14 protein-coding genes are annotated in these 18,645 nt (G+C 75.1%); 11 read left to right on the plus strand and 3 right to left on the minus strand.

Annotation, left to right across the window (positions count from 1 at the left end; all coding sequences use genetic code 11):
- Nucleotides 1-21: 21 nt before the first annotated feature.
- Nucleotides 22-2,811 (minus strand): response regulator, encoded by a 2,790-nt coding sequence (locus ACI78T_RS17480; protein ID WP_456559393.1) that lies wholly within the window; start codon nucleotides 2,809-2,811, stop codon nucleotides 22-24.
- Nucleotides 2,812-2,954: 143 nt separating this feature from the next.
- Here ACI78T_RS17480 and ACI78T_RS17485 point away from each other — a divergent pair, with 143 nt between their 5' ends.
- From ACI78T_RS17485 to ACI78T_RS17510, 6 genes are read left to right on the plus strand one after another with little or no spacing between them, the layout of a single operon-like run.
- A complete protein-coding gene (locus ACI78T_RS17485; protein ID WP_456559394.1) occupies nucleotides 2,955-3,341 on the plus strand; it encodes a response regulator transcription factor in 387 nt (128 codons plus the stop codon).
- Complete coding sequence (locus ACI78T_RS17490; protein WP_456559395.1) at nucleotides 3,338-4,417, plus strand: HEAT repeat domain-containing protein; 1,080 nt, start codon at nucleotides 3,338-3,340, stop codon at nucleotides 4,415-4,417. Before ACI78T_RS17485 ends, ACI78T_RS17490 begins: the two co-directional genes overlap by 4 nt.
- Nucleotides 4,414-5,856, plus strand: coding sequence for a glycosyltransferase (locus tag ACI78T_RS17495; protein WP_456559396.1), 1,443 nt, complete (start codon nucleotides 4,414-4,416; stop codon nucleotides 5,854-5,856). The genes ACI78T_RS17490 and ACI78T_RS17495 overlap by 4 nt, the downstream gene beginning before the upstream one ends.
- A gap of 40 nt (nucleotides 5,857-5,896) precedes the next feature.
- Nucleotides 5,897-7,324, plus strand: a complete 1,428-nt coding sequence (locus ACI78T_RS17500; protein ID WP_456559397.1) for a GuaB1 family IMP dehydrogenase-related protein — start codon at nucleotides 5,897-5,899, stop codon at nucleotides 7,322-7,324.
- Nucleotides 7,321-7,668 carry a metallopeptidase family protein gene (locus ACI78T_RS17505; protein ID WP_456559398.1) on the plus strand — a complete coding sequence of 116 codons (348 nt, stop codon included), beginning with the start codon at nucleotides 7,321-7,323 and terminating at the stop codon, nucleotides 7,666-7,668. Before ACI78T_RS17500 ends, ACI78T_RS17505 begins: the two co-directional genes overlap by 4 nt.
- 52 nt (nucleotides 7,669-7,720) lie before the next feature.
- On the plus strand, nucleotides 7,721-8,059 hold the full coding sequence (locus tag ACI78T_RS17510) for a GroES family chaperonin (RefSeq protein ID WP_456559399.1): 339 nt from the start codon (nucleotides 7,721-7,723) through the stop codon (nucleotides 8,057-8,059).
- A 146-nt stretch (nucleotides 8,060-8,205) separates the two neighbouring features.
- Here the strand turns inward: ACI78T_RS17510 and ACI78T_RS17515 are convergent, their stop codons facing one another.
- The gene (locus ACI78T_RS17515) at nucleotides 8,206-8,667 is read right to left on the minus strand and encodes a MarR family winged helix-turn-helix transcriptional regulator (RefSeq protein ID WP_456559400.1); all 462 of its coding nucleotides are present in this window, start codon (nucleotides 8,665-8,667) and stop codon (nucleotides 8,206-8,208) included.
- Nucleotides 8,668-8,746: 79 nt separating this feature from the next.
- Here ACI78T_RS17515 and ACI78T_RS17520 point away from each other — a divergent pair, with 79 nt between their 5' ends.
- Together ACI78T_RS17520 and ACI78T_RS17525 are read left to right on the plus strand one after the other, a co-directional pair.
- A complete protein-coding gene (locus tag ACI78T_RS17520; RefSeq protein ID WP_456559401.1) occupies nucleotides 8,747-10,861 on the plus strand; it encodes an MMPL family transporter in 2,115 nt (704 codons plus the stop codon).
- An 18-nt stretch (nucleotides 10,862-10,879) separates the two neighbouring features.
- Nucleotides 10,880-11,755 carry a ketopantoate reductase family protein gene (locus tag ACI78T_RS17525; protein ID WP_456559402.1) on the plus strand — a complete coding sequence of 292 codons (876 nt, stop codon included), beginning with the start codon at nucleotides 10,880-10,882 and terminating at the stop codon, nucleotides 11,753-11,755.
- 68 nt (nucleotides 11,756-11,823) lie between these two features.
- Here the strand turns inward: ACI78T_RS17525 and pheA are convergent, their stop codons facing one another.
- Entirely contained in the window at nucleotides 11,824-12,771 is a 948-nt protein-coding gene (pheA, locus tag ACI78T_RS17530) for a prephenate dehydratase (RefSeq protein WP_456559403.1), read from the minus strand.
- A 115-nt stretch (nucleotides 12,772-12,886) separates the two neighbouring features.
- On the opposite strand from pheA, the gene ACI78T_RS17535 reads away from it, so the two are divergent.
- From ACI78T_RS17535 to larC, 3 genes are all read left to right on the plus strand, one after another.
- A complete protein-coding gene (locus tag ACI78T_RS17535; RefSeq protein ID WP_456559404.1) occupies nucleotides 12,887-14,563 on the plus strand; it encodes a diguanylate cyclase in 1,677 nt (558 codons plus the stop codon).
- Nucleotides 14,560-17,373: a diguanylate cyclase domain-containing protein gene (locus ACI78T_RS17540; protein ID WP_456559405.1), complete on the plus strand. Its 2,814-nt coding sequence runs from the start codon at nucleotides 14,560-14,562 to the stop codon at nucleotides 17,371-17,373. The genes ACI78T_RS17535 and ACI78T_RS17540 overlap by 4 nt, the downstream gene beginning before the upstream one ends.
- 88 nt (nucleotides 17,374-17,461) lie before the next feature.
- A complete protein-coding gene (gene larC / locus ACI78T_RS17545; RefSeq protein ID WP_456559406.1) occupies nucleotides 17,462-18,634 on the plus strand; it encodes a nickel pincer cofactor biosynthesis protein LarC in 1,173 nt (390 codons plus the stop codon).
- Nucleotides 18,635-18,645: the final 11 nt, after the last annotated feature.

Raw genomic sequence — 18,645 nt, forward strand, 5'->3', positions numbered from 1 at the left:
CGGAGTCCCCTCCCGACGACGTCAGTGCGGGGCGTCGAGCAGCGCGGCGACCTCCGCCCCGACCCGGCGGGCCTCCACGGGCAGCCCCGCGAGCGCGTCGGCCACGGCCGGCGAGCCGGCGTCCGTGGCTTCCTGCAGACGTCGGCAGAGGTCGGCCAGAGCCAGGGCGCCCATCGCCGCACTGCTGCCCTTCAGCCGGTGGGCCAGCCGCGGCACGGAGGTCTCGTCCCCCTCGGCCCACCGGGCATCGGCAACGGCGGCGCCGATCGCCTCGACCGTCGTCATCAGGCTGTCCGCGTACTGCCGGTAGAGGTGGCCGAAGGCGTCCGCGCCCAGGTCGCGGAGCTCCTCGACCGTCTCGGCGTCGAGGGCCGCCGGAGCCGGCTCCTCGCGCCGCGCCTCCGGCGCCTCGCGGGGAGCGGGGAGCTGCACCGGGGTGTCCTCCCACTGGCTCAGCGCCTCGTCGAGGGTGGCCAGCCGCACCGGCTTGGTCAGGAAGTCGTCCGCGCCTGCCTGCAGGAACGCGGCCTGGTCGGAGGCGAGCACGCTGGCCGTGACCGCGACGATCCGCGGCTGCGGTCCGGGCATGCAGCGGATCGCAGCCGTGGCGTCCACGCCGCCGAGCACCGGCATCTGGGCGTCCATGAGCACCACGTCGAACTCACCGGTCCGGACCGCGTCGACGGCGAGCTCGCCGTTGACCACGTGGACGCTGTCGTGGCCGAGCTGCTGGAGGTAGAGCGCCATCAGCTGTGCGTTGACGGCGTGGTCCTCGGCCACCAGGACCCGGAGCCGTCGGCCCTGGCTGCGTCGCGGCCGCGGGACGGTGCGGTCGGAACGGCGGTCGGTCGGCGTCCCGGCGTCCAGCACCGAGCGAACCGTCCGCTCGAGCCGCTCGGGCCGGACGGGCTTGTGCAGCCGGGCCGCGAACAGCGCCACCCGGTCGGCCTGCACCGCGGTCGAGCTGCTCAGCAGGATCAGGGGCATGCGCGCCCCGTTCGGCAGGTCACGCAGCCGGGCCGCCACCTCGTCGCCGTCCATGCCCGGCATGTGCAGGTCCATCAGGCAGGCGTCGAACCGTCCGGCGGCCACGTGCCCCAGGGCCTCCGCGCCGCCGGCGGCCGACACCGCGACCGCTCCGTAGCGGCCCAGCTGGTGCTCGAGGATGCGCAGGTTCGTCGGGTTGTCGTCGACGACGAGCAGCCGGCGCCCGGCGAGGGTGTCGGTGCGCGATCCGGCGGTCGGGCTGGGCGCCTCGTCCAGTTCGACGGAGACAGTGAACGTGGATCCCGCGCCCTCCGTGCTCTCCACCGCGATGTCGCCGCCCATCGCGCCGGCGATGCGCTGGCTGATGGCCAGCCCCAGACCGGTGCCGCCGTAGGAGCGGGTCGTGGAGGCGTCCAGCTGGCTGAACGAGCGGAACAGGCGGTGGTGCTGGTCGGCCGGGATGCCGATGCCCGAGTCCGCCACGGCGATGCGGCAGCGGAGGCGGTCGCCGGCCCGCTCACCGGCGACGCTCACCAGGACCTGGCCCGACGGCGTGAACTTGATGGCGTTCCCGACCAGGTTCAAGACCACCTGGCGCAGACGGCCGGCGTCGCCGAGCACCTGCCACGAGCGATCCACGGGGACGTCGACCAGGAGGTCCAGCCCCTTCCCGGCGGCCTGCGGTGCCATGAGCTGCGCGACGTCGTACACCAGGCCGGAGAGGTCGAACGGCGCCCGTTCCAGGTCGAGCTCGCCCGCCTCGATCTTCGAGAAGTCCAGGATGTCGTTGATCAGCATGAGCAGGCTGTCCCCGCTGCGGGAGACGGTGTCCAGGTGGCCGCGCTGCTCCTCGGTGAGCTCCGTGGTGAGCAGGAGGTCGGTCAGGCCGAGGACGGCGTTGAGCGGGGTGCGGATCTCGTGGCTCATGGTCGCGAGGAAGGCCGTCTTCGCCTGCCCGGCCCGCTCGGCGTCGTCCCGGGCGGCCATCAGCTCGCGCTCCCGGGCGACGACCAGCGCGTTGCGCTCCTGCAGGGCCCGGCCCAGTTCGTTCACGTCGTCGGCGATCGCCCGGAGCTCGAGGGGCCCGGACGGCGCCACGCGGTCCTCGACCCGCCCGGCGGTGAGTCCCGCGAGCGTCTCGCGCACCCGCTCGGTGGGCGGGACGATCTGCGCGGCGAGCCGCCGGTTGGCCCTCCGCACGGCGACGGCGACCACGCCTGCCACGACGATGCCCACCAGGGCGCCGGCGAGCACGACGTAGTCGCGCTCGGCGCTGGCGTCCTCCCGTTCCTGCTGGACGGCCGCGCGCATCTCCGCCTCGACCGCCCGGTACTCGTCGAAGAACGCCTTGCCGCGGGTGATCAGGTCGCCCAGCGCGACGGTGTCCCCGACCGCGGGCTGGGTGCGCAGCGTCGGCTGGACCCAGCCGGTGATCCAGGCCTGCTGCGCGGCCCGCAGGTCCGCCACCTGCCGGCTCAGCGCCGGGTCGTCGGCCGCCGACCGTCGGAGGCTCGCGTCGGCACGGGCGAGGGCCGCGGCACCGACGCGGTAGGGCATCAGGAACCGGTCCTCGCGGGTGATCAGGAAGCCGCGCAGGCCGGTCTCCTGGTTGATCATCGCGATGTGTGCGTCCTGCAGGTCGTTCAGCACGGCGTTGGTGCGGTCGACCCGCGCGCCCAGGACGGTGACGACCAGCAGTGCCAGCGCGAGGGTCGTCAGGGCCACCGCGGTGAGGGCCGCCAGCCCGACCCGGAGCGGTCGGCGGAGCAGCACCCGCAGGGGCGGGGCGGGGACGTCGGTCGCGACGTGCGGGTCGGGTGCCACGGAAGAGGTGTCGGCCGGACGGGGCGCGCTCTTGAGGGCAGCCCCGCGGAATCCGTTGCGGGCGACCGATCCGGCCGTCGGGGCTTCAGCAGTGGCGCCGGCGTGCCGATGCGGGGAGTACCACCCCCTCGGATCGGAGCCCCATGACCCACGTCCTGGTCGTCGACGACGACCCCGTCGTCGCCGACCTCGTCGCGTTCCGGCTCGGCCGGCTCGGCCTCGAGGTGTCGATCGAGCGCGACGGCGAGGCCGGTCTCGCCGCGGCCCGCCAGCTGCGGCCCGACCTGGTGGTGCTCGACTGGATGATGCCGCGGATGAACGGCCTGGAGGTCTGCCGCGCACTCCGCGAGGACGCCGACGGCGGGCTGGCCCGCACCCCGGTGCTGCTGCTCACCGCCAAGGCGCAGGAGCCCGACCTGGAGCGCGGCTTCGCCGCCGGGGCCACCGACTTCGTCGCCAAGCCGTTCAGCACGCGGGAGCTGGTCAGCCGCGTCACGGCCGCCCTCCCGCCCGGCAGCGTCCGGGAATGACGCCGCCCGTCGGGCCGGTCCTGCTGGCCGGCACCGGGGTGACGGCCGCGATCGTGGTCCTCCTCCTCGCCGTCGCGGCGACGCACCTGGCCCGTGCCCGGCGGCAGGCCCGGGACGAGCGGCGGAAGCGGGAGCTGACGCCCCTGGTCCACGCGCTGCTCGACGACGACCCGACCGACGCCGTGCCGGTGCCCGACGTCGTGAATGCCCCGGCCGACCTCGACGACGTGGTCCTCGAGCTCCTCCCGCAGCTGCGCGGCAGCGACCGCGAGATCCTGCGCCGGCTGCTCGCTGAGCGGGGGGTCGTCGCCCGTGCCGTCGCCGACCTGACCGCCCGGAAGTCCTGGCGCCGCGGCCGCGCCGTCGCCCTGCTGGGGTCCGCCGCGGGCACCCACCACACCGCCGTCCTGGCCGCCCGCCTGCAGGACCGCTCTCTCGAGGTCCGCTGCGCCGCGGCGCGGGCGCTCGGCAAGGCCGGCGACCCCGCCGCCGTCGGCTACCTCCTCCCCGCCATGTCCGGCGCCCACGCGCTGCCGCACGGTGTCGTGGGCATGGCCCTGCTCGACCTCGGCGCCACCGCGCTGCCCGTTCTGCGCGACGCCCTCACCGGCGAGCACGCCGCGGCCCGCGGGTTGGTCGCCGAGCTGCTCGGCGTGCACGGCGACCTGGAGGCCGCACCCCTGCTGGAGGAGCTCCTCCGGGACGCGGGCACGCCGCCCGCGGTCCGCGTCGCCGCCGCGGGCGCCCTCGGCCGCATCGGTTCCCCGCGCTCGACCGAGCCGCTGGTGCGGGCCCTCACGACCGACGACGACCCCGTGCTCCAGCGCACCAGCGCCGAGGCCCTCGGCCGGATCGGTGACCCCGTGGCCGCGGTCCCGCTGCTGGCCGGCATGGCCGCGTCCGACGTCTCCGTGCGGTCCGCGTGCGCCGACGCCCTCGCCCGCCTCGGCGCCGAGGGCCGGACCTGGCTCGAGGAGGTCGCGGCGGGTTCCGGCGACGCCGCCGGGGCCGCCCGCGCCGCGCTCGACGACCTGGACGCCGCGCAGCGCCGTCCCGCCCTGGCGGTCGTGCGATGACCGAGGTGCTCACCGACGTCGTCCTGGCCGGCAGCTGGGCCGTCCTCGGCTACATGCTCCTGCTCGACGGGAGCATGCTGCTGCTCGTGCTGGCCGGCGCCCGGCGGGTCAGCGAGTCCCGGCACTGGCAGGGCGCGGAAGGCCACGGCGAGATCTTCGCGAGCCCGCTGACGCCGGCGGTCTCGCTGCTCATCCCGGCGCACGACGAGGAAGCAGGCATCCTCGACACGCTGCGGGCCGCGCTCGGCCAGCGGTACCCGTCGCTGGAGGTCGTCCTGGTCGACGACGGCTCGACCGACCGGACCTTCGAGCTGGTGGCCGAGCGGTACGCCCTCACCGAGATCGCCCCGCGGCTGACCGCCCACCTGGAGGTGGAGGGCGAGATCCTGTCGGTGCACCGCGCCACCACCGGCGACCCGCTCGTCGTCGTGCGCAAGGCCAGCGTCGGCCGCCGGTCCGACGCGCTCAACGCCGCCCTCAACGTCGCCCGCAACCCGCTGGTCTGCATGGTCGACGCCGACTCGCTGCTGGAGGAGGACGCGCTGCTGCGCGTCGCCCGCCCGTTCGTGGAGGACCCGGCGAACGTCGTCGCCGCCGGCGGTGTCATCCGCGCCGTCAACGGTGCGCTCACCGACCGGGGCACGGTCCTGGAGCCGCGGCTGTCACGCAACTGGCTCGTGCGCATCCAGGCGATCGAGTACCTGCGCTCGTTCCTGCTCGGCCGAACCGGCTGGGCCGACGCCAACGCCCTGCTGATCATCTCCGGCGCGTTCGGGCTCTTCCGCCGCGACCTGCTGGTGGAGATCGGCGGCCTGGACCCGCTCTCGCTGGCCGAGGACGCCGAGCTGGTCATCAGCGTGGTCGAGCACCAGCGCCTGGCCGGCCGGCCGCACCGCGTCGTGTTCGTGCCCGAGCCGGTGTGCTGGACCGAGGTGCCCGAGACGTGGAAGGTGCTCGGCCGCCAGCGCCAGCGCTGGTCGCACGGCCTGGCCCAGTTGCTCTGGAAGCACCGGAACATGATCGGCAACCCGCGCTTCGGGCCGATCGGCACGATGGCGCTGCCGTTCTTCGTGCTCTTCGAGCTGCTCGGGCCGGTCGTGGAGGTCTTCGGGCTCCTGTCGGTCGCCGTCGCCGCGGGCCTCGGCATCCTCGACCTCGGGGGCGCCGGCGTCATGTTCCTGCTGGCGCTGGCCGTCGGGATGCTGCTGTCCACGACCGCCGTCGCCGTCGAGGAGTTCACCTACCACCGGTACACCCGGGGCCGGGACGTGCTCGGGCTCCTCGCGGCCGGGCTGGTGGAGAACATCGGCTTCCGGCAGGCGCACGCCTGGTTCCGCCTGCGCGGGCTGGTCGCAGCGCTGCTGCGGCGCAACCCCGTCTGGACGGCCATGCCCCGCACGGGCTTCACCGCGGCGCAGCCGGCGGAGGTCCCCGCCTGACCTTCCGGCGATCGGCTCGACGTCAGGGACAATGGGGCCCATGCGGTTCCTGCAGCGGCCCTCGCACGACCTGACCTATGCCGACGTGTTCATGGTGCCCAACCACTCGACGGTCGGTTCCCGTCTCGAGGTCGACCTGACCACGCCCGACCGGGTGGGCACGACGATCCCCGTCGTCGTCGCCAACATGACGGCGATCTCCGGACGCCGCATGGCCGAGACGGCCGCCCGCCGCGGCGGGCTCGCCGTCATCCCGCAGGACATCCCGGTCGACGTGGTCGCCGAGGTGCTGTCCTGGGTCAAGTCGCGGCACCCCGTCTACGACACCCCGATCACGCTCTCCCCCACGTCGACGGTCGGCGAGGCGCTGGCGCTGCTGACCAAGCGGGCGCACGGCATCGTCGTGGTGGTCGAGGACGGCGCACCGGTCGGCGTCGTCACCGACGGCCAGTGCCAGGGCGTGGACCGCTTCACGCAGCTCGCGGAGGTCATGACCCGGGAGCCCCTGACCATCCCCGCGGGCACCGAGCTGCCGAAGATCTTCGACGTCCTCTCGGGTGAGCGGGTGAGCGCGGCCCCGGTGGTGGAGGGCGACCGGCTGGTCGGCGTGATCACCCGCAAGGGCGCGCTGCGCTCGGCGCTCTACACACCCGCCGTGAACGCCGAGGGCCGGCTGCTCACGTCCGCCGCGGTCGGGATCAACGGCGACGTCGCGGGCAAGGCCTCGGCGCTGCTGGCCGCCGGCGTCGACGTGCTCGTCGTGGACACCGCCCACGGGCACCAGGAGAAGGCGGTCGAAGCGCTGCGGGCCGTGCGGTCGGTGGCCGGGTCCGTTCCGGTCGTCGCCGGCAACGTCGTGACGGCGGAGGGCACCCGCGACCTGATCGAGGCCGGCGCCGACGTCGTGAAGGTGGGCGTCGGCCCGGGGGCCATGTGCACCACGCGGATGATGACCGGCGTCGGCCGGCCGCAGTTCTCCGCCGTCGAGGAGTGCGCCGCCGAGGCGCGCTCCCTGGGCAAGCACGTGTGGGCCGACGGCGGGGTGCGGCACCCGCGCGACGTCGCGCTGGCGCTGGCCGCCGGCGCGGCCAACGTCATGGTCGGCTCGTGGTTCGCCGGCACCTACGAGAGCGCCGGGGACATCCACGACGACGGCTCGGGACGGCTCTACAAGGAGTCGTTCGGCATGGCGTCGGCGCGCGCGGTCAAGGCGCGGACGTCGTCCCAGTCGGGCTTCGAGCGCGCGCGGGCCGGGCTGTTCGAGGAGGGCATCTCGTCGTCCCGGATGTACCTGGACCCCCAGCGTCCCGGCGTCGAGGACCTGATCGACCAGATCGTGGCCGGCGTGCGCTCCTCCTGCACCTACGCGGGGGCACGCACGGTGGACGAGCTGCACGAGCGCGCGGTGCTGGGGGTGCAGAGCGCGGCCGGGTACGAGGAGGGCCGGCCGCTGCCGACCTCCTGGTGAGGCCGCTCCCCCTGCCGGTCTTCGAGCAGCTGGTCTCCGACGCGCTGGACCAGGTGCCGCCGGAGCTGCTGGCGCTGATGGACAACGTCGTCGTCCTGGTCGAGGACCGGAACGAGGAGGAGCCCGACCTGCTCGGGCTCTACGACGGCTTCGCGCTGACGGAACGCGGCTCCGACTACGGCGGCGCGCTGCCGGACCGGATCATGATCTACCGCGAGGCGATCTGCGAGATCTGCGAGACCGCCGAGGACGTGGTCGACGAGGTGACGATCACCGTCGTGCACGAGATCGCCCACCACTTCGGCATCGAGGAGGACCGCCTCCACGAGCTCGGCTGGGGTTAGGGACTTTCTGTACAGAAAGTCCCTAAGAGGGAGGCGGGTAGCGTGGGACGACGTGCCCGACGACTCCGCTCCGACGGTCGGCAAGCTGCCGATCAAGATGCTGCACGACCGCATCCTGGTGGCGCTGCGCAAGGAGGACGGCGACCGTCGCTCCACCGGCGGCATCCTGATCCCGGCGACCGCGCAGGTAGCCAAGCGGCTGGTGTGGGGCGAGGCGCGCGGTGTCGGGGCGTCGGTGCGGCAGGTGAAGGTCGGCGACCAGGTGCTCTTCTCGCCCGAGGACCAGCACGAGGTCGAGGTGCACGGCGAGGACCTGATCATCCTGCGCGAGCGCGACGTGCACGCCGTCGCCGCGGAGCGCATCGAGGAATCCACCGGCCTCTACCTCTGAGGGCGCGCCAGTGTGCGCTCATCCACGCTGTCCGCGCACGATGAGGTGGATCAGCGCACGCTCGTGGGCGGGCGAGGGGGGTCCGCGCCGTTCGTGCGCGAACGGTGCTCACAGCGCCCGGATGACCACCGGATGCGCACGAACGGTCATCCGCCGCGGGAGTGCCGGCTGATCACGGCCGTCATGTCCTCGAGCCAGCGGCGGACGACGGCCAGCTCGTCGGCGGAGTAGCCCTCCATCGCCGCGGTGAGGTCGCGCGCGAGCCCGCCGAAGTGCTCAGCACCGGCTGCCATGGCCGACTCGGACATCTGCAGCCCGACCCGCCGGCGGTCCTCGGGGTCGCGCACCCGCCGCACGTGCCCGACCCGCTCGAGCCGGTCGACCAGCGCGGTGACCGAGGCGGACCGCAGGTCGACGGCCTCGCCCAGGCGTCCGGCGGTGAGGGCCTCACCGCGCCGCGCGGCATCCATGATCGCCACGAGCGCCCGGACGTCGGTGCGGTTGAGACCGTGCTCCTCGGCGAATCTCTGCCCGACTGCATCCAGTTCGACGTTGAGCCGGCGAAGGAGGAGTGCCAGCTCCTGCCGGACACGGACGGCGTCGTCCACGCAGCACCTCCCGTGAGCGCACGGCACCGAACCGCCGTAGTATCTCGACGATCGAGATTATCGACCATCAAGGAAAATCATGCCTCGCCGACCGAACGTCCGCTGGCTCCTGCCGGCCATCATCGTCCTCGTCTGGCTCGGCCTGGCCGGCCCGCTCGGTTCCTTCAGCGGCAAGCTCGTCGAGGTCCAGGAGAACGACACCGCGGCCTTCCTGCCGGACAGCGCCGAGTCGACCCGGGTGACCGAGCTGCAGGCCGGCTTCAGCGAGCAGGAGTCGATCCCCGCGATCCTGCTCTGGGAGGGCGACGGCACCCTCGACGAGCGGACCCTCGGCGCCATAGAGAAGCGCATCGACGCGGCCGCACGGGTGGCCGAGGACGCCGACTACCTGGCCGGCGAGGTGTCCCCGCCGATCCCGTCGCAGGACGGCGAAGCGGTGCAGGCCTTCCTCCCGCTCGCGCCCGACATCGGCGACGAGATCGTGCCGGTGGTGGAGGACATCCGGGCAGCCATCGAGGTCGACGGTCTGGACAGCTTCGTCACCGGCCCGGGCGGGATCTTCGCCGATTTCTCCGACGGGTTCGCGGGCATCGACGGCCTCCTGCTGCTCGCCGCCTTCGGCGTGGTCCTGGTGATCCTCGTCGTGGTCTACCGCAGCCCGATCCTGCCGTTCCTCGTGATCGGCACGGCAGGGCTCGCCCTCACGGCGGCCAACGCGATCGCCTACCTGCTCGCCGACGCCGACGTCATCACCGTCAACGGCCAGAGCCAGGGCATCTCCGCGATCCTCGTCGTCGGCGCGGCCACCGACTACGGGCTGCTGCTGGTCGCCCGCTTCCGCGAGGAGCTGCGCCGCGAGCGGTCGAAGTACACCGCGATGCGGATCGCCCTGCGTCGCTCCTGGGAGCCGATCACCGCGTCGGCGGCCACCGTCGTCCTCGGTGTGCTGTGCCTGCTGCTCTCCGACCTGTCCAGCAACCGGGGCCTGGGCCCGGTCGCGGCGATCGCCGTGACGCTGGCGCTCGTGTCCGCGCTGACCTTCCTGCCCGCCGCGCTCCTGCTGCTCGGCCGCGCCGCGTTCTGGCCGGCGCGCCCCCGGTACGGCGTCGAGCCGCCGGCGGGGCGCGGGTGGCAGCGGGTGGCGGCGCTGGTCGGACGGCGGCCGCGACGGGTGCTGGCCGGCAGCCTTCTCGCGCTGTTCGTGCTGGCCGCCTTCGCGCCCACCTACGAGGCCGACGGCCTTCCGTTCTCCGACGCGATCAGCGGCGAGCCCAACGGCATCGTCGGCCAGGAGGCGCTCGCGCGGCACTTCGACGCCGGCGCCGGCACCCCGGCGGTGATCATCACGCCGGAGGACTCGTGGCGGGACGCCGCCGAGGTGGCCGCCGGGGTGGACGGCGTCGCGAGCGTCGTCCCGTTCACCGGCGCGCCGGCGGGCGCCCCGGCCGGCGACCCGCTGGTGGTGGACGGGCTGGTGCAGCTCGACGCCACCCTCGACGTCAACGCCGACAGCGTCGAGGCCACCGGCGTGGTCGAGGAACTGCGCACCGCGCTCGACGGCGTCACCGAGGAAGCGTTGGTCGGCGGCCAGACGGCGAGCAACCTCGACCTGCAGCAGACGGCGACCCGCGACCTGCAGGTCATCGTGCCCGTGGTGCTGCTGGTGATCACCGTCGTCCTGGCGCTGCTGCTGAGGGCGATCGTGGCGCCGCTGCTGCTGATCGCCACCGTGGTGCTCAGCGTGCTGGCCACGGTCGGCACGGCCGCCCTGCTCTTCGACACCGTGTTCGGCTTCCCGGGCAGCGATCCGGGCATCCTGCTGATCGCGTTCGTGTTCCTCGTCGCGCTCGGGATCGACTACAACATCTTCCTGATGACCCGGGCCCGCGAGGAGTCGGCGACGCACGGCACCCGCGACGGCGTGCTGCGGTCCCTCGCCGTCACCGGGGGCGTGATCACCAGCGCAGGGCTCGTGCTGGCGGCCACCTTCGGCGCGCTCGCCGTCCTGCCGCTGGTGTTCCTCGCGCAGTTGTCGTTCCTGGTCGGCTTCGGCGTCCTGCTCGACACGTTCGTCGTCCGGTCCCTCGTGGTGCCGGCCGCGGTCGCGCTCGTCGGGGACCGCGTCTGGTGGCCGGGCGCGCTCGCGAAGGGGCCCACCCCGCCCGAGCCGGACCGCGAGCTCGAGCGGGTGTGAACGGGGCAGTATGACCGTGTGAGCACCCTGCGCGTGGCCGTCCTCGGACCCGGCGGCGTCGGCGGGCTGGTCGGCACCCTGCTCGCCCGGCAGGGCTCCGCGGTCACCTGCCTGGCCGGGGCCGGCACCGCCGCGCAGATCGAGGCCCACGGGCTCCGGCTGGTCAGCGACCGGTACGGCGAGGTGACCGCACCCGCGCACGGCACCGAGCGGCTGGCCGAGCCGGTCGACGCGCTCCTCGTCACGCCCAAGGCCACCCGGCTCGAGGAGGCGCTGGAGCGGGTGCCGGCGGACGTGCTCGGTGGGGCCGTCGTGGTGCCGCTGCTCAACGGCATCGACCACATGGCCGTGCTGCGGCAGCGCTACCCGGACGCGCGCGTCGTCGCCGGGGCCATCCGCGTGGTGGCGAGCCGGACCGCGCCCGGCGAGATCCGGCACGAGGGGCAGCTGGCCGCCGTGCAGCTGTGCGAGGGCGCGCGGCCGCTGGCCGACGCGCTGGCCGAGGCGGGCCTCGACGTGACGGTGCGCCCCGACGAGCCGGGCCTGCTGTGGGACAAGCTCGCCTTCCTCGCGCCGGTCGCGCTGCTCACCACGACCCTCGACGCACCGCTGGGCGCCGTCCGCGAGCAGCTGCCCGACGACCTGCGGGCGCTGGTCGAGGAGACCGCCGCGGTCGCCCGGGCCGAGGGCGCGGAAGCCGACGCCGCCGCGACGCTGGCGTTCATGGAGACGGTGCCCGCCTCGATGACGTCGTCGCTGCAGCGCGACACCGCAGCCGGCCACGAGACCGAGCTCGAGGCGATCGGCGGCGCGGTGCTGCGGGCGGCCGAGCGGCACGGGGTCGACGTCCCCGTCACCGCCCGCGTCGTCGAGCACCTGCGGGCGCGGGACTGATCGACGAGATCTGCACACTCGCCCCCATCAGGTGCCTGAAGGGGGCGAGTGTGCAGATCTCGTCAGGGTCAGGCGCGGCCCTCGCGGACCCGGGCCAGCCACTCCCCGGCCTCGGCGAAGGCGGCGTCGGCCGCCGCCGGCGGCACCGGGCGGTTCTCCCGCCCGTCAGCCCGCGGGTAGGAGCCGAGGAAGCGCACGTCCTCGGCCACCCGGTGCAGCGCGGCCAGCGCCTCCCCCACCCGGCCCTCGGCGACGTGCCCCTCGCAGTCGAGGGAGAAGGAGTAGACCCACTTGCGTTCGCGGATCGGCCGCGACTCGATCCGGGTCAGCGAGATGTCGCGGACGGCGAACTCGCGCAGCACGTCGAGGAGCGCGCCCGTGCGGTCCTCGACGACGACGACCAGCGAGGTCTTGTCGTTGCCGGTGGGCGCCGGCAGGGCACCGGCCGGCTCGACCACGACGAAGCGGGTCACCGCGCCCGGGGTGTCGGCGAGGTCCTCGACCAGCGGCACCAGCCCGTAGCGCTCGGCGGCGATGGGGGCGCAGACAGCTGCGTCGTGCTCCCCCGCGGCGACCGCCGCCGCGGCCACCGCCGTGGACGAGAGCGGCAGCGGGACGACGTCCGGGAGCAGCTCCGCCAGCCGCCCGGCGGTCTGCGCGAGGGCGTGCGGGTGGCTGACCACGGAGCGCACGGCGGACAGCTCGGTGCCGGGCCGCACGCCGAGCACGAACGCGACGTCGCGGAAGACCTCGCGGGTGATCACCAGCGGGTCGCCCTGGGCCAGCCCGTCCATCGTCGCCGGCACCGAACCCTCGACGGAGTTCTCCAGCGGGACCAGCGCGGCGTCGGCGTCGCCCGATCGGACGGCGGCCAGTGCCGCGGGGACACTCGGCTGGGGGTACAGCGCTCCCTCAGAGGTGGCAAGCGCGCTGCGGAGCGCCGCCTCGGCGAAGGTACCCTCGGGGCCGAGATAGGCGAACCGCGTCGGACCTGTTCTGGGGTGCATCCCGGGCATCCGACGAGGGTAGTGCGGGCGGGTCAGGGGCGTGTCCCGACCCGGGGGAACCGAGTCGTCACCGACAGATCCGGCCGCACGGTGGCTGGCCCGACCCGTCAGTGGAGGGGATGCAGTGGCTCCCAGCGCGGCCCGCGTCGCCTCGGGCGACCTGGCGGCCGTGCTCTGGCGTCTGCTCGACGCCAGCTCCCGTGAGGACTCCACCGCCTTCCTGACCCTGCTGGACGACGCCGACGGCGCGCTCGCCGAGTCGACCGACCCGCGCTGGACCGCCTGGCGGCACACGCTCGCGGCCCGGCGGGCGCTGATCGAGAGCGACCCCGAGGCCGCCGTCCAGGCCGTCGCCGCCGCCCGCGAGGCGCTGGACAAGTGCCCGCCCTCGGCCGACACCGCGCTCACGCTCGCCTACCTGGCCCACGTCGAGGTGACCGCCGACCACTTCGACGCCGCGATGCTGCTGGCCGTCGACGCGAGCCTGCTCACCGAGGGTCCCAACGCCGGCGAGCCCACCCGCGCGCTGCACCAGGCGCACCGCTGGCTGTCGCTGTCGCTGTCCGGGCTGGACCTGGAGGAGCTGGCGGTCTCCCACGCCGGCCGCGGCCACCGCATCGCCGCCGTCCTCCCCGACCTGGCCGACCAGTGGCAGATGCTCCAGCTGTCCGCCCAGCAGCACGCCGAGCTGGCCCAGACGCTGCGCCGGCGCGGCGACTCGGAGCGGGCGCGGGCCCTGGCCGCCGTCGCCATCGCGCAGGCCACCGAGGCGCGTGAGATGGCGTGGGACCCCGACCCGGCCGACGCCGACCTGCTCGACGTCGTCCAGGCCTGGGCCATGACCTGCACCGACGAGCTGGACACCGCGCTGGGCCCGCTGCGCCGCGTGCGCCGCCGCGTCCAGGAGCACGGCGGGCTGTGGCTGCGCGGCTACACCGACCTCGTGCTCGCCCGCCTCTTGGTGCGGATCGCCCAGCGCGACGACGACGAGGAGTACGGCGAGGAGGCCATGGAGCTGCTGGTCGACTCCGCGGGCGCGTTCGTCGCGTCCGGCGACCGCCGCCGCTACCGGCAGTGCCTGCTGGAGCTGGGGCAGAACTCCGCCGACCTGGGCCGGCCCGCCGAGGCGCTGCACTGGCTGGAGGCCTACCGCGCCGACACCGGCCGCGCGCACACCCGCGGGCGGGAGATGTGGGCGGAGATGTTCGTGCGCCGCAGCCGGCTCCGGGAGGCCGAGCGCCAGGCCGCGATGCTGCGCCGGCACGCGCTGGAGGACCCGCTCACCGGACTGGGCAACCGGCGCAGCGCCGAGCGCCGGCTGGGCGCGATGCGCCTGGGCCACGAGCCCCTGTCGCTTGCCGTCGTCGACGTCGACAGGTTCAAGGAGGTCAACGACGAGGCCTCGCACACCCACGGGGACGCCGTCCTCCGCCGGGTGGCCGACCTGCTGCGCGAGCACAGCCGCACCGGAGACGAGGTCTACCGCTGGGCCGGCGACGAGTTCCTCGTCGTCCTGCCGACCGCCACCGAGGCGCAGGCGGTCGTGGTGATGGAGCGCCTGCGGGCGGCCGTCGCCGAGGCCGACTGGAGCGACCTCATCCCCGGCCCGGTCACCGTGAGCATCGGCGTCGCGACGGCGCCGGCCGTGGCCGACGACGACGAACCGGCCACGGTCGTGGGCTGGCGGGCGCTGTTCGACTCCGCCGACCTCAACCTCTTCTCCGCCAAGCGCAGCGGCCGCAACCGGGTGCGGGCACCCGGGGTCATGCCGGCGTCGGGCGACGACGGAGGCGCCGCGTGACGCGCTCCGCCTGGGGCGCGTGGGACGCGTCGGACGGGGGACGGCGCGTTTCCGAACACCTGCTCGACAGCCGCACCGACGACGTGCACAGTGCGCTGGTGCCGCCCGGAGCCCTGCATCATCGGGTGACCGCCGCGCTGGCGAACTGGCAGCTGGACGACGCCGAGGAGCTCCTCGCCGACGTCGAGCAGGAGCCCTCGCCCTACGTCGCCGCGGACCCGGCCGCCGACGCGCCCGAGGACGCCCCGGTCTCGCTCGGCAAGGCGTGGGCGGACACGCTGCGCGCGGAGCTGCTCGTCCGCCGGCTGCGCGTCGCCGGGTTCACGCTCGTGGGGGACCCGGTCACGGCCGACGCCGCGGACGGCGAGGCCCTCGACCTGCACGCCGGCGTCGAGAAGCTCATCGACGGGGACGGCGACGACGACCCGCGCGCGGAGTCGGCGACCCGCGCCGCGCTGGCCATCGCGCTGGTCCGGTCGGCGAAGGCCGCCTTCGACGCGGCGGACGACGAGCTGCAGCGCGCCGCCGGCCTGGCCCGGCACGCCCGGATCGAGCTGCTCTCGCGGCGGATCGACGCGGCGATGGACGAGGCGGTCGAGGCGGCCAGCCTGCTCGACCCGGTCCTGCCGCCCAGCGCCCTGCTCGTCGACACGCTCGGCACCCTCGCCGGGGTGCTCGCCGACCTCGAGCTGATGCCGCTGGCGCTGGACTACCAGCGCCGGGCGCACGAGGCGGCGATCACCGCCGCCGCGGACCCGGGCACGCTCGGGCCGGAGGACGGCGACCCCGACGTGCTCGTCGCCACCACCGCCACCTGCCTCGGCGAGCTCTGCGCCGAGCTGGGCGAGGGACTCCTGGACGACGGTCTCCCCGAGTCGGCGACCCCGCACTTCACCGAGGCGCGGCAGCTGGCCGAGAAGGCGCTCGAGCTGCTCCCGCCCGACCACGCGGGCATCGTCACCGCGCAGGTCGTGCACGGCTGGGCCCTGGTGGGGCTCGGCGAGCACGCCGCCGCCGTCGGTCCGCTGCGCGCCGCCGTGCGGATCACCTCGGCCACCGCCGACCGGGCGCAGCTCGCCTCCGCGCAGCTCGCGCTGGGCCGGGCGCTGCGCCGGCAGGGTGACGTCGGCGAGGCCGACGAGCACCTGGTCTCGGCGCTCACCCTCGCCACCGAGCACGGCCTGCCCCGGCTGCGCCGCGCCGCCCTCCGCGAGCTGTGCACGCTGCACGCCGAGCTGGACGACGCGGGCCGCGCCCTGCCCTACCTGCAGGCCTACCTCTCCGACGAGCTGGACCGGGTGGACGAGCGGCGCACCCGATGGGTAGAGCTGTTCGGGCGGCGCAAGAGCCTCCTGGAGACCGAGCGGGCCGCCGGCCAGCTGCGCCGGCAGGCCTACGAGGACCCGCTGACCCACCTGCCGAACCGGCGCTACGCCGAGGCGCGGCTGGACGGGCTGCTGGCGACCGGCGGCGCGCCCGCGCTCGCCGTCGTCGACGTCGACCGGTTCAAGGGCATCAACGACGCCTTCGGTCACCCGGCCGGCGACGCCGCGCTGCGCACGGTGGCGGAGCTCCTGGTGGCCGGCGTCCGCGACACCGACGAGGTGTGCCGCTGGGCCGGCGACGAGTTCGTCATCCTGCTGCCCGAGACGACCGCCGAGCAGGGCGAGCGCGCCCTCGAGCGGATCCGGCGGTCGGTCGCGACCTACGACTGGTCGTCCCTGGGCATCGACATCCCGGTGACGATCAGCGTCGGCATCGCCTCCGCCGCGCGCGGCGACGACCGGCGGACGCTCTTCGCCGCGGCCGACGGCGTGCTGTACGACGCCAAGCGCAGCGGGCGCGACCGCGTCGTCCGGCTCTCCGGCGTGACGCAGACCCGGGCGCCCGGCGGCGCCCCGCTGGACGCGCTGTTCGGCCCCCCGCCGTCGGCCCCGGCCGCGCCGGTCGCCGACGACGACACGGCCCCCGCCGAGTCCCCGGAGGACGACGTCGCGGCGGATAGCGTCGCCGACGTGCAGCCTTCCCCGCTGGATCCCCGCCCCGCCCCCGACGAGATCACCGCCTTCGCCCCCGTCCTGGTGGACCCGCCGCTCGGCCGCGGCACCGTCGAGGAGCCGCTGCTCGCTCCCGCGCCCACGCCCGTCGTCGAGCCCGTCGAGGTCGTGGCGGCCCCGGCGCCGGTCCGTGCCGCCGCGGAGCCGGAGGTCGTCTGGGCCACCGGGCGCACCACCGAGCAGGTCCTGGCGCTGGTCCGCGAGGCGCGGCGGGAGCACCCGGACCGGCCGGCGCTGGTGCTGCGGGCTCCCGCGGAGACCCTGGTCGCGCTCGCCTCCGAGCACGACGCCTACACGACCATGGACGCCGCCGCGATGGCCGCGGTGGTCGGCCCGCTGCCGGAGCCCGTCGGCCGGGTGCACGTGCTGTGCGCCGGTGGCGCCGACGCGCCGGTCGCCGCCGAGGCCGCCTTCGTCGCCCGCGTCACCGGCACCGAGGCCGTCCGGGTGGACGACGTCGCGGGCAGCCGCATCCGCTCGCTGCTGGCCGACGGGTCGCTGCTCGCCGACGCCGACTGCCTGGTGGTCGTCGCCGGGATGGACGCGTCGCTGGCGGCGACCGTCGGCGCGATGGCCGACGTGCCCGTGGTCGCGGTGCCCACCTCGGCCGGCGCGCCCAACGCCTTCGCCGGCCTCGGCGCGCTGATGACCATGCTGAACTCCGCCGCGCCCGGCGTCGCCGTGAGCAACATCGACAACGGCTACTCGGCCGGGGTCTTCGCCGCCCGCGTCGCCCGCCGCTCCGCCCGCTGATCCCGCCGAGATCACGTGATCTCGGCACATCAGCGGTCCTGAACCGCCGAGATCACGGGATCTCGGCAGGTACGGGCATGATCACGCCATGATCGGCTGGCTCGACCTCTCCGCCGGGGCGTCCGGGGACATGCTCCTGGGCGCCCTCGTCGACGCCGGGGTGCCGCTCGAGGTCCTCACCACCGCGATCGCCGCGCTGCCGGTCGAGCAGATCCGGCTGGTGACCGAGCAGACAACCCGGCACGGGCTCGGCGCGACCCGGGTGCACGTCCACGCCCCCCCGTCGCACGAGCACCGCACCTGGGCCGACGTCCGCGACCTGCTCGTCGACGCCGACCTGCCGCCCGCCGTGCGGGAGGGGGCGCTGGCGGTGTTCGAGCGGCTGGCCGTCGCCGAGGGGCGGGTGCACCGCATGTCCCCCGAGGAGGTGCACTTCCACGAGGTGGGGGCGCTGGACGCGCTCGCCGACGTCGTGGGCGTCGTCGCCGGGTTCGAGCACCTGGGGCTGAGCCGCCTCACCGCCTCGCCCGTCGCGCTCGGCAGCGGCTCGGCGCGCGGCGCGCACGGCGTCGTCCCGGTCCCCGGCCCGGCGGTCCTCGAGCTGCTCACCGGGATCCCGGTGGTCGCCGGGCCGGTGCCCGCCGAGATGTGCACGCCCACCGGGGCGGCGCTGGTCGCCGCCCGCGTCTCCGACTGGACGACCCTGCCGCCCATGCGGGTGGCGCGGGTCGGCGTAGGGGCCGGCGGCCGCGACCCGGCGGAGCTGCCCAACGTCGTCCGGCTGGTGCTGGGCGAGCCGGACCAGCCGCAGCCGGCCGGCCCGGTCGTGCTCGAGACCAACGTCGACGACCTCGACCCCCGGCTGTGGCCGGGCGTCCTCGACGCCCTGTTCGCGGCGGGCGCCTCGGACGCCTGGCTGACCCCGATCCTGATGAAGAAGGGCCGCGCCGCGCACACGCTCTCGGCGCTGTGCCGCCCCGACGCCGTCGCCGACGTCCAGGCCGCGGTGTTCCGGACGACGACCAGCATCGGGCTGCGGGTGATGCCGGTCGGGAAGGTCGCGCTGGAACGCGTCCACGCGTCGGTGGCGGTGCTGGGTGGCACCGTCGGCACGAAGATCGCCGTCCACGACGGCCGGGTGGTCAACGTGAGCGTCGAGTACGAGGACGTCGCCGCCCTGGCCCGCGAGCTCGGCCTCGCCGTCAAGGAGGTGCTGCGGGCCGCGACCGCGGCGGCCGAGGCGGCCTACCCGGTCACCTGACCGGGCAGGCC

The organism is Blastococcus sp. SYSU D00922 (assembly GCF_054050495.1).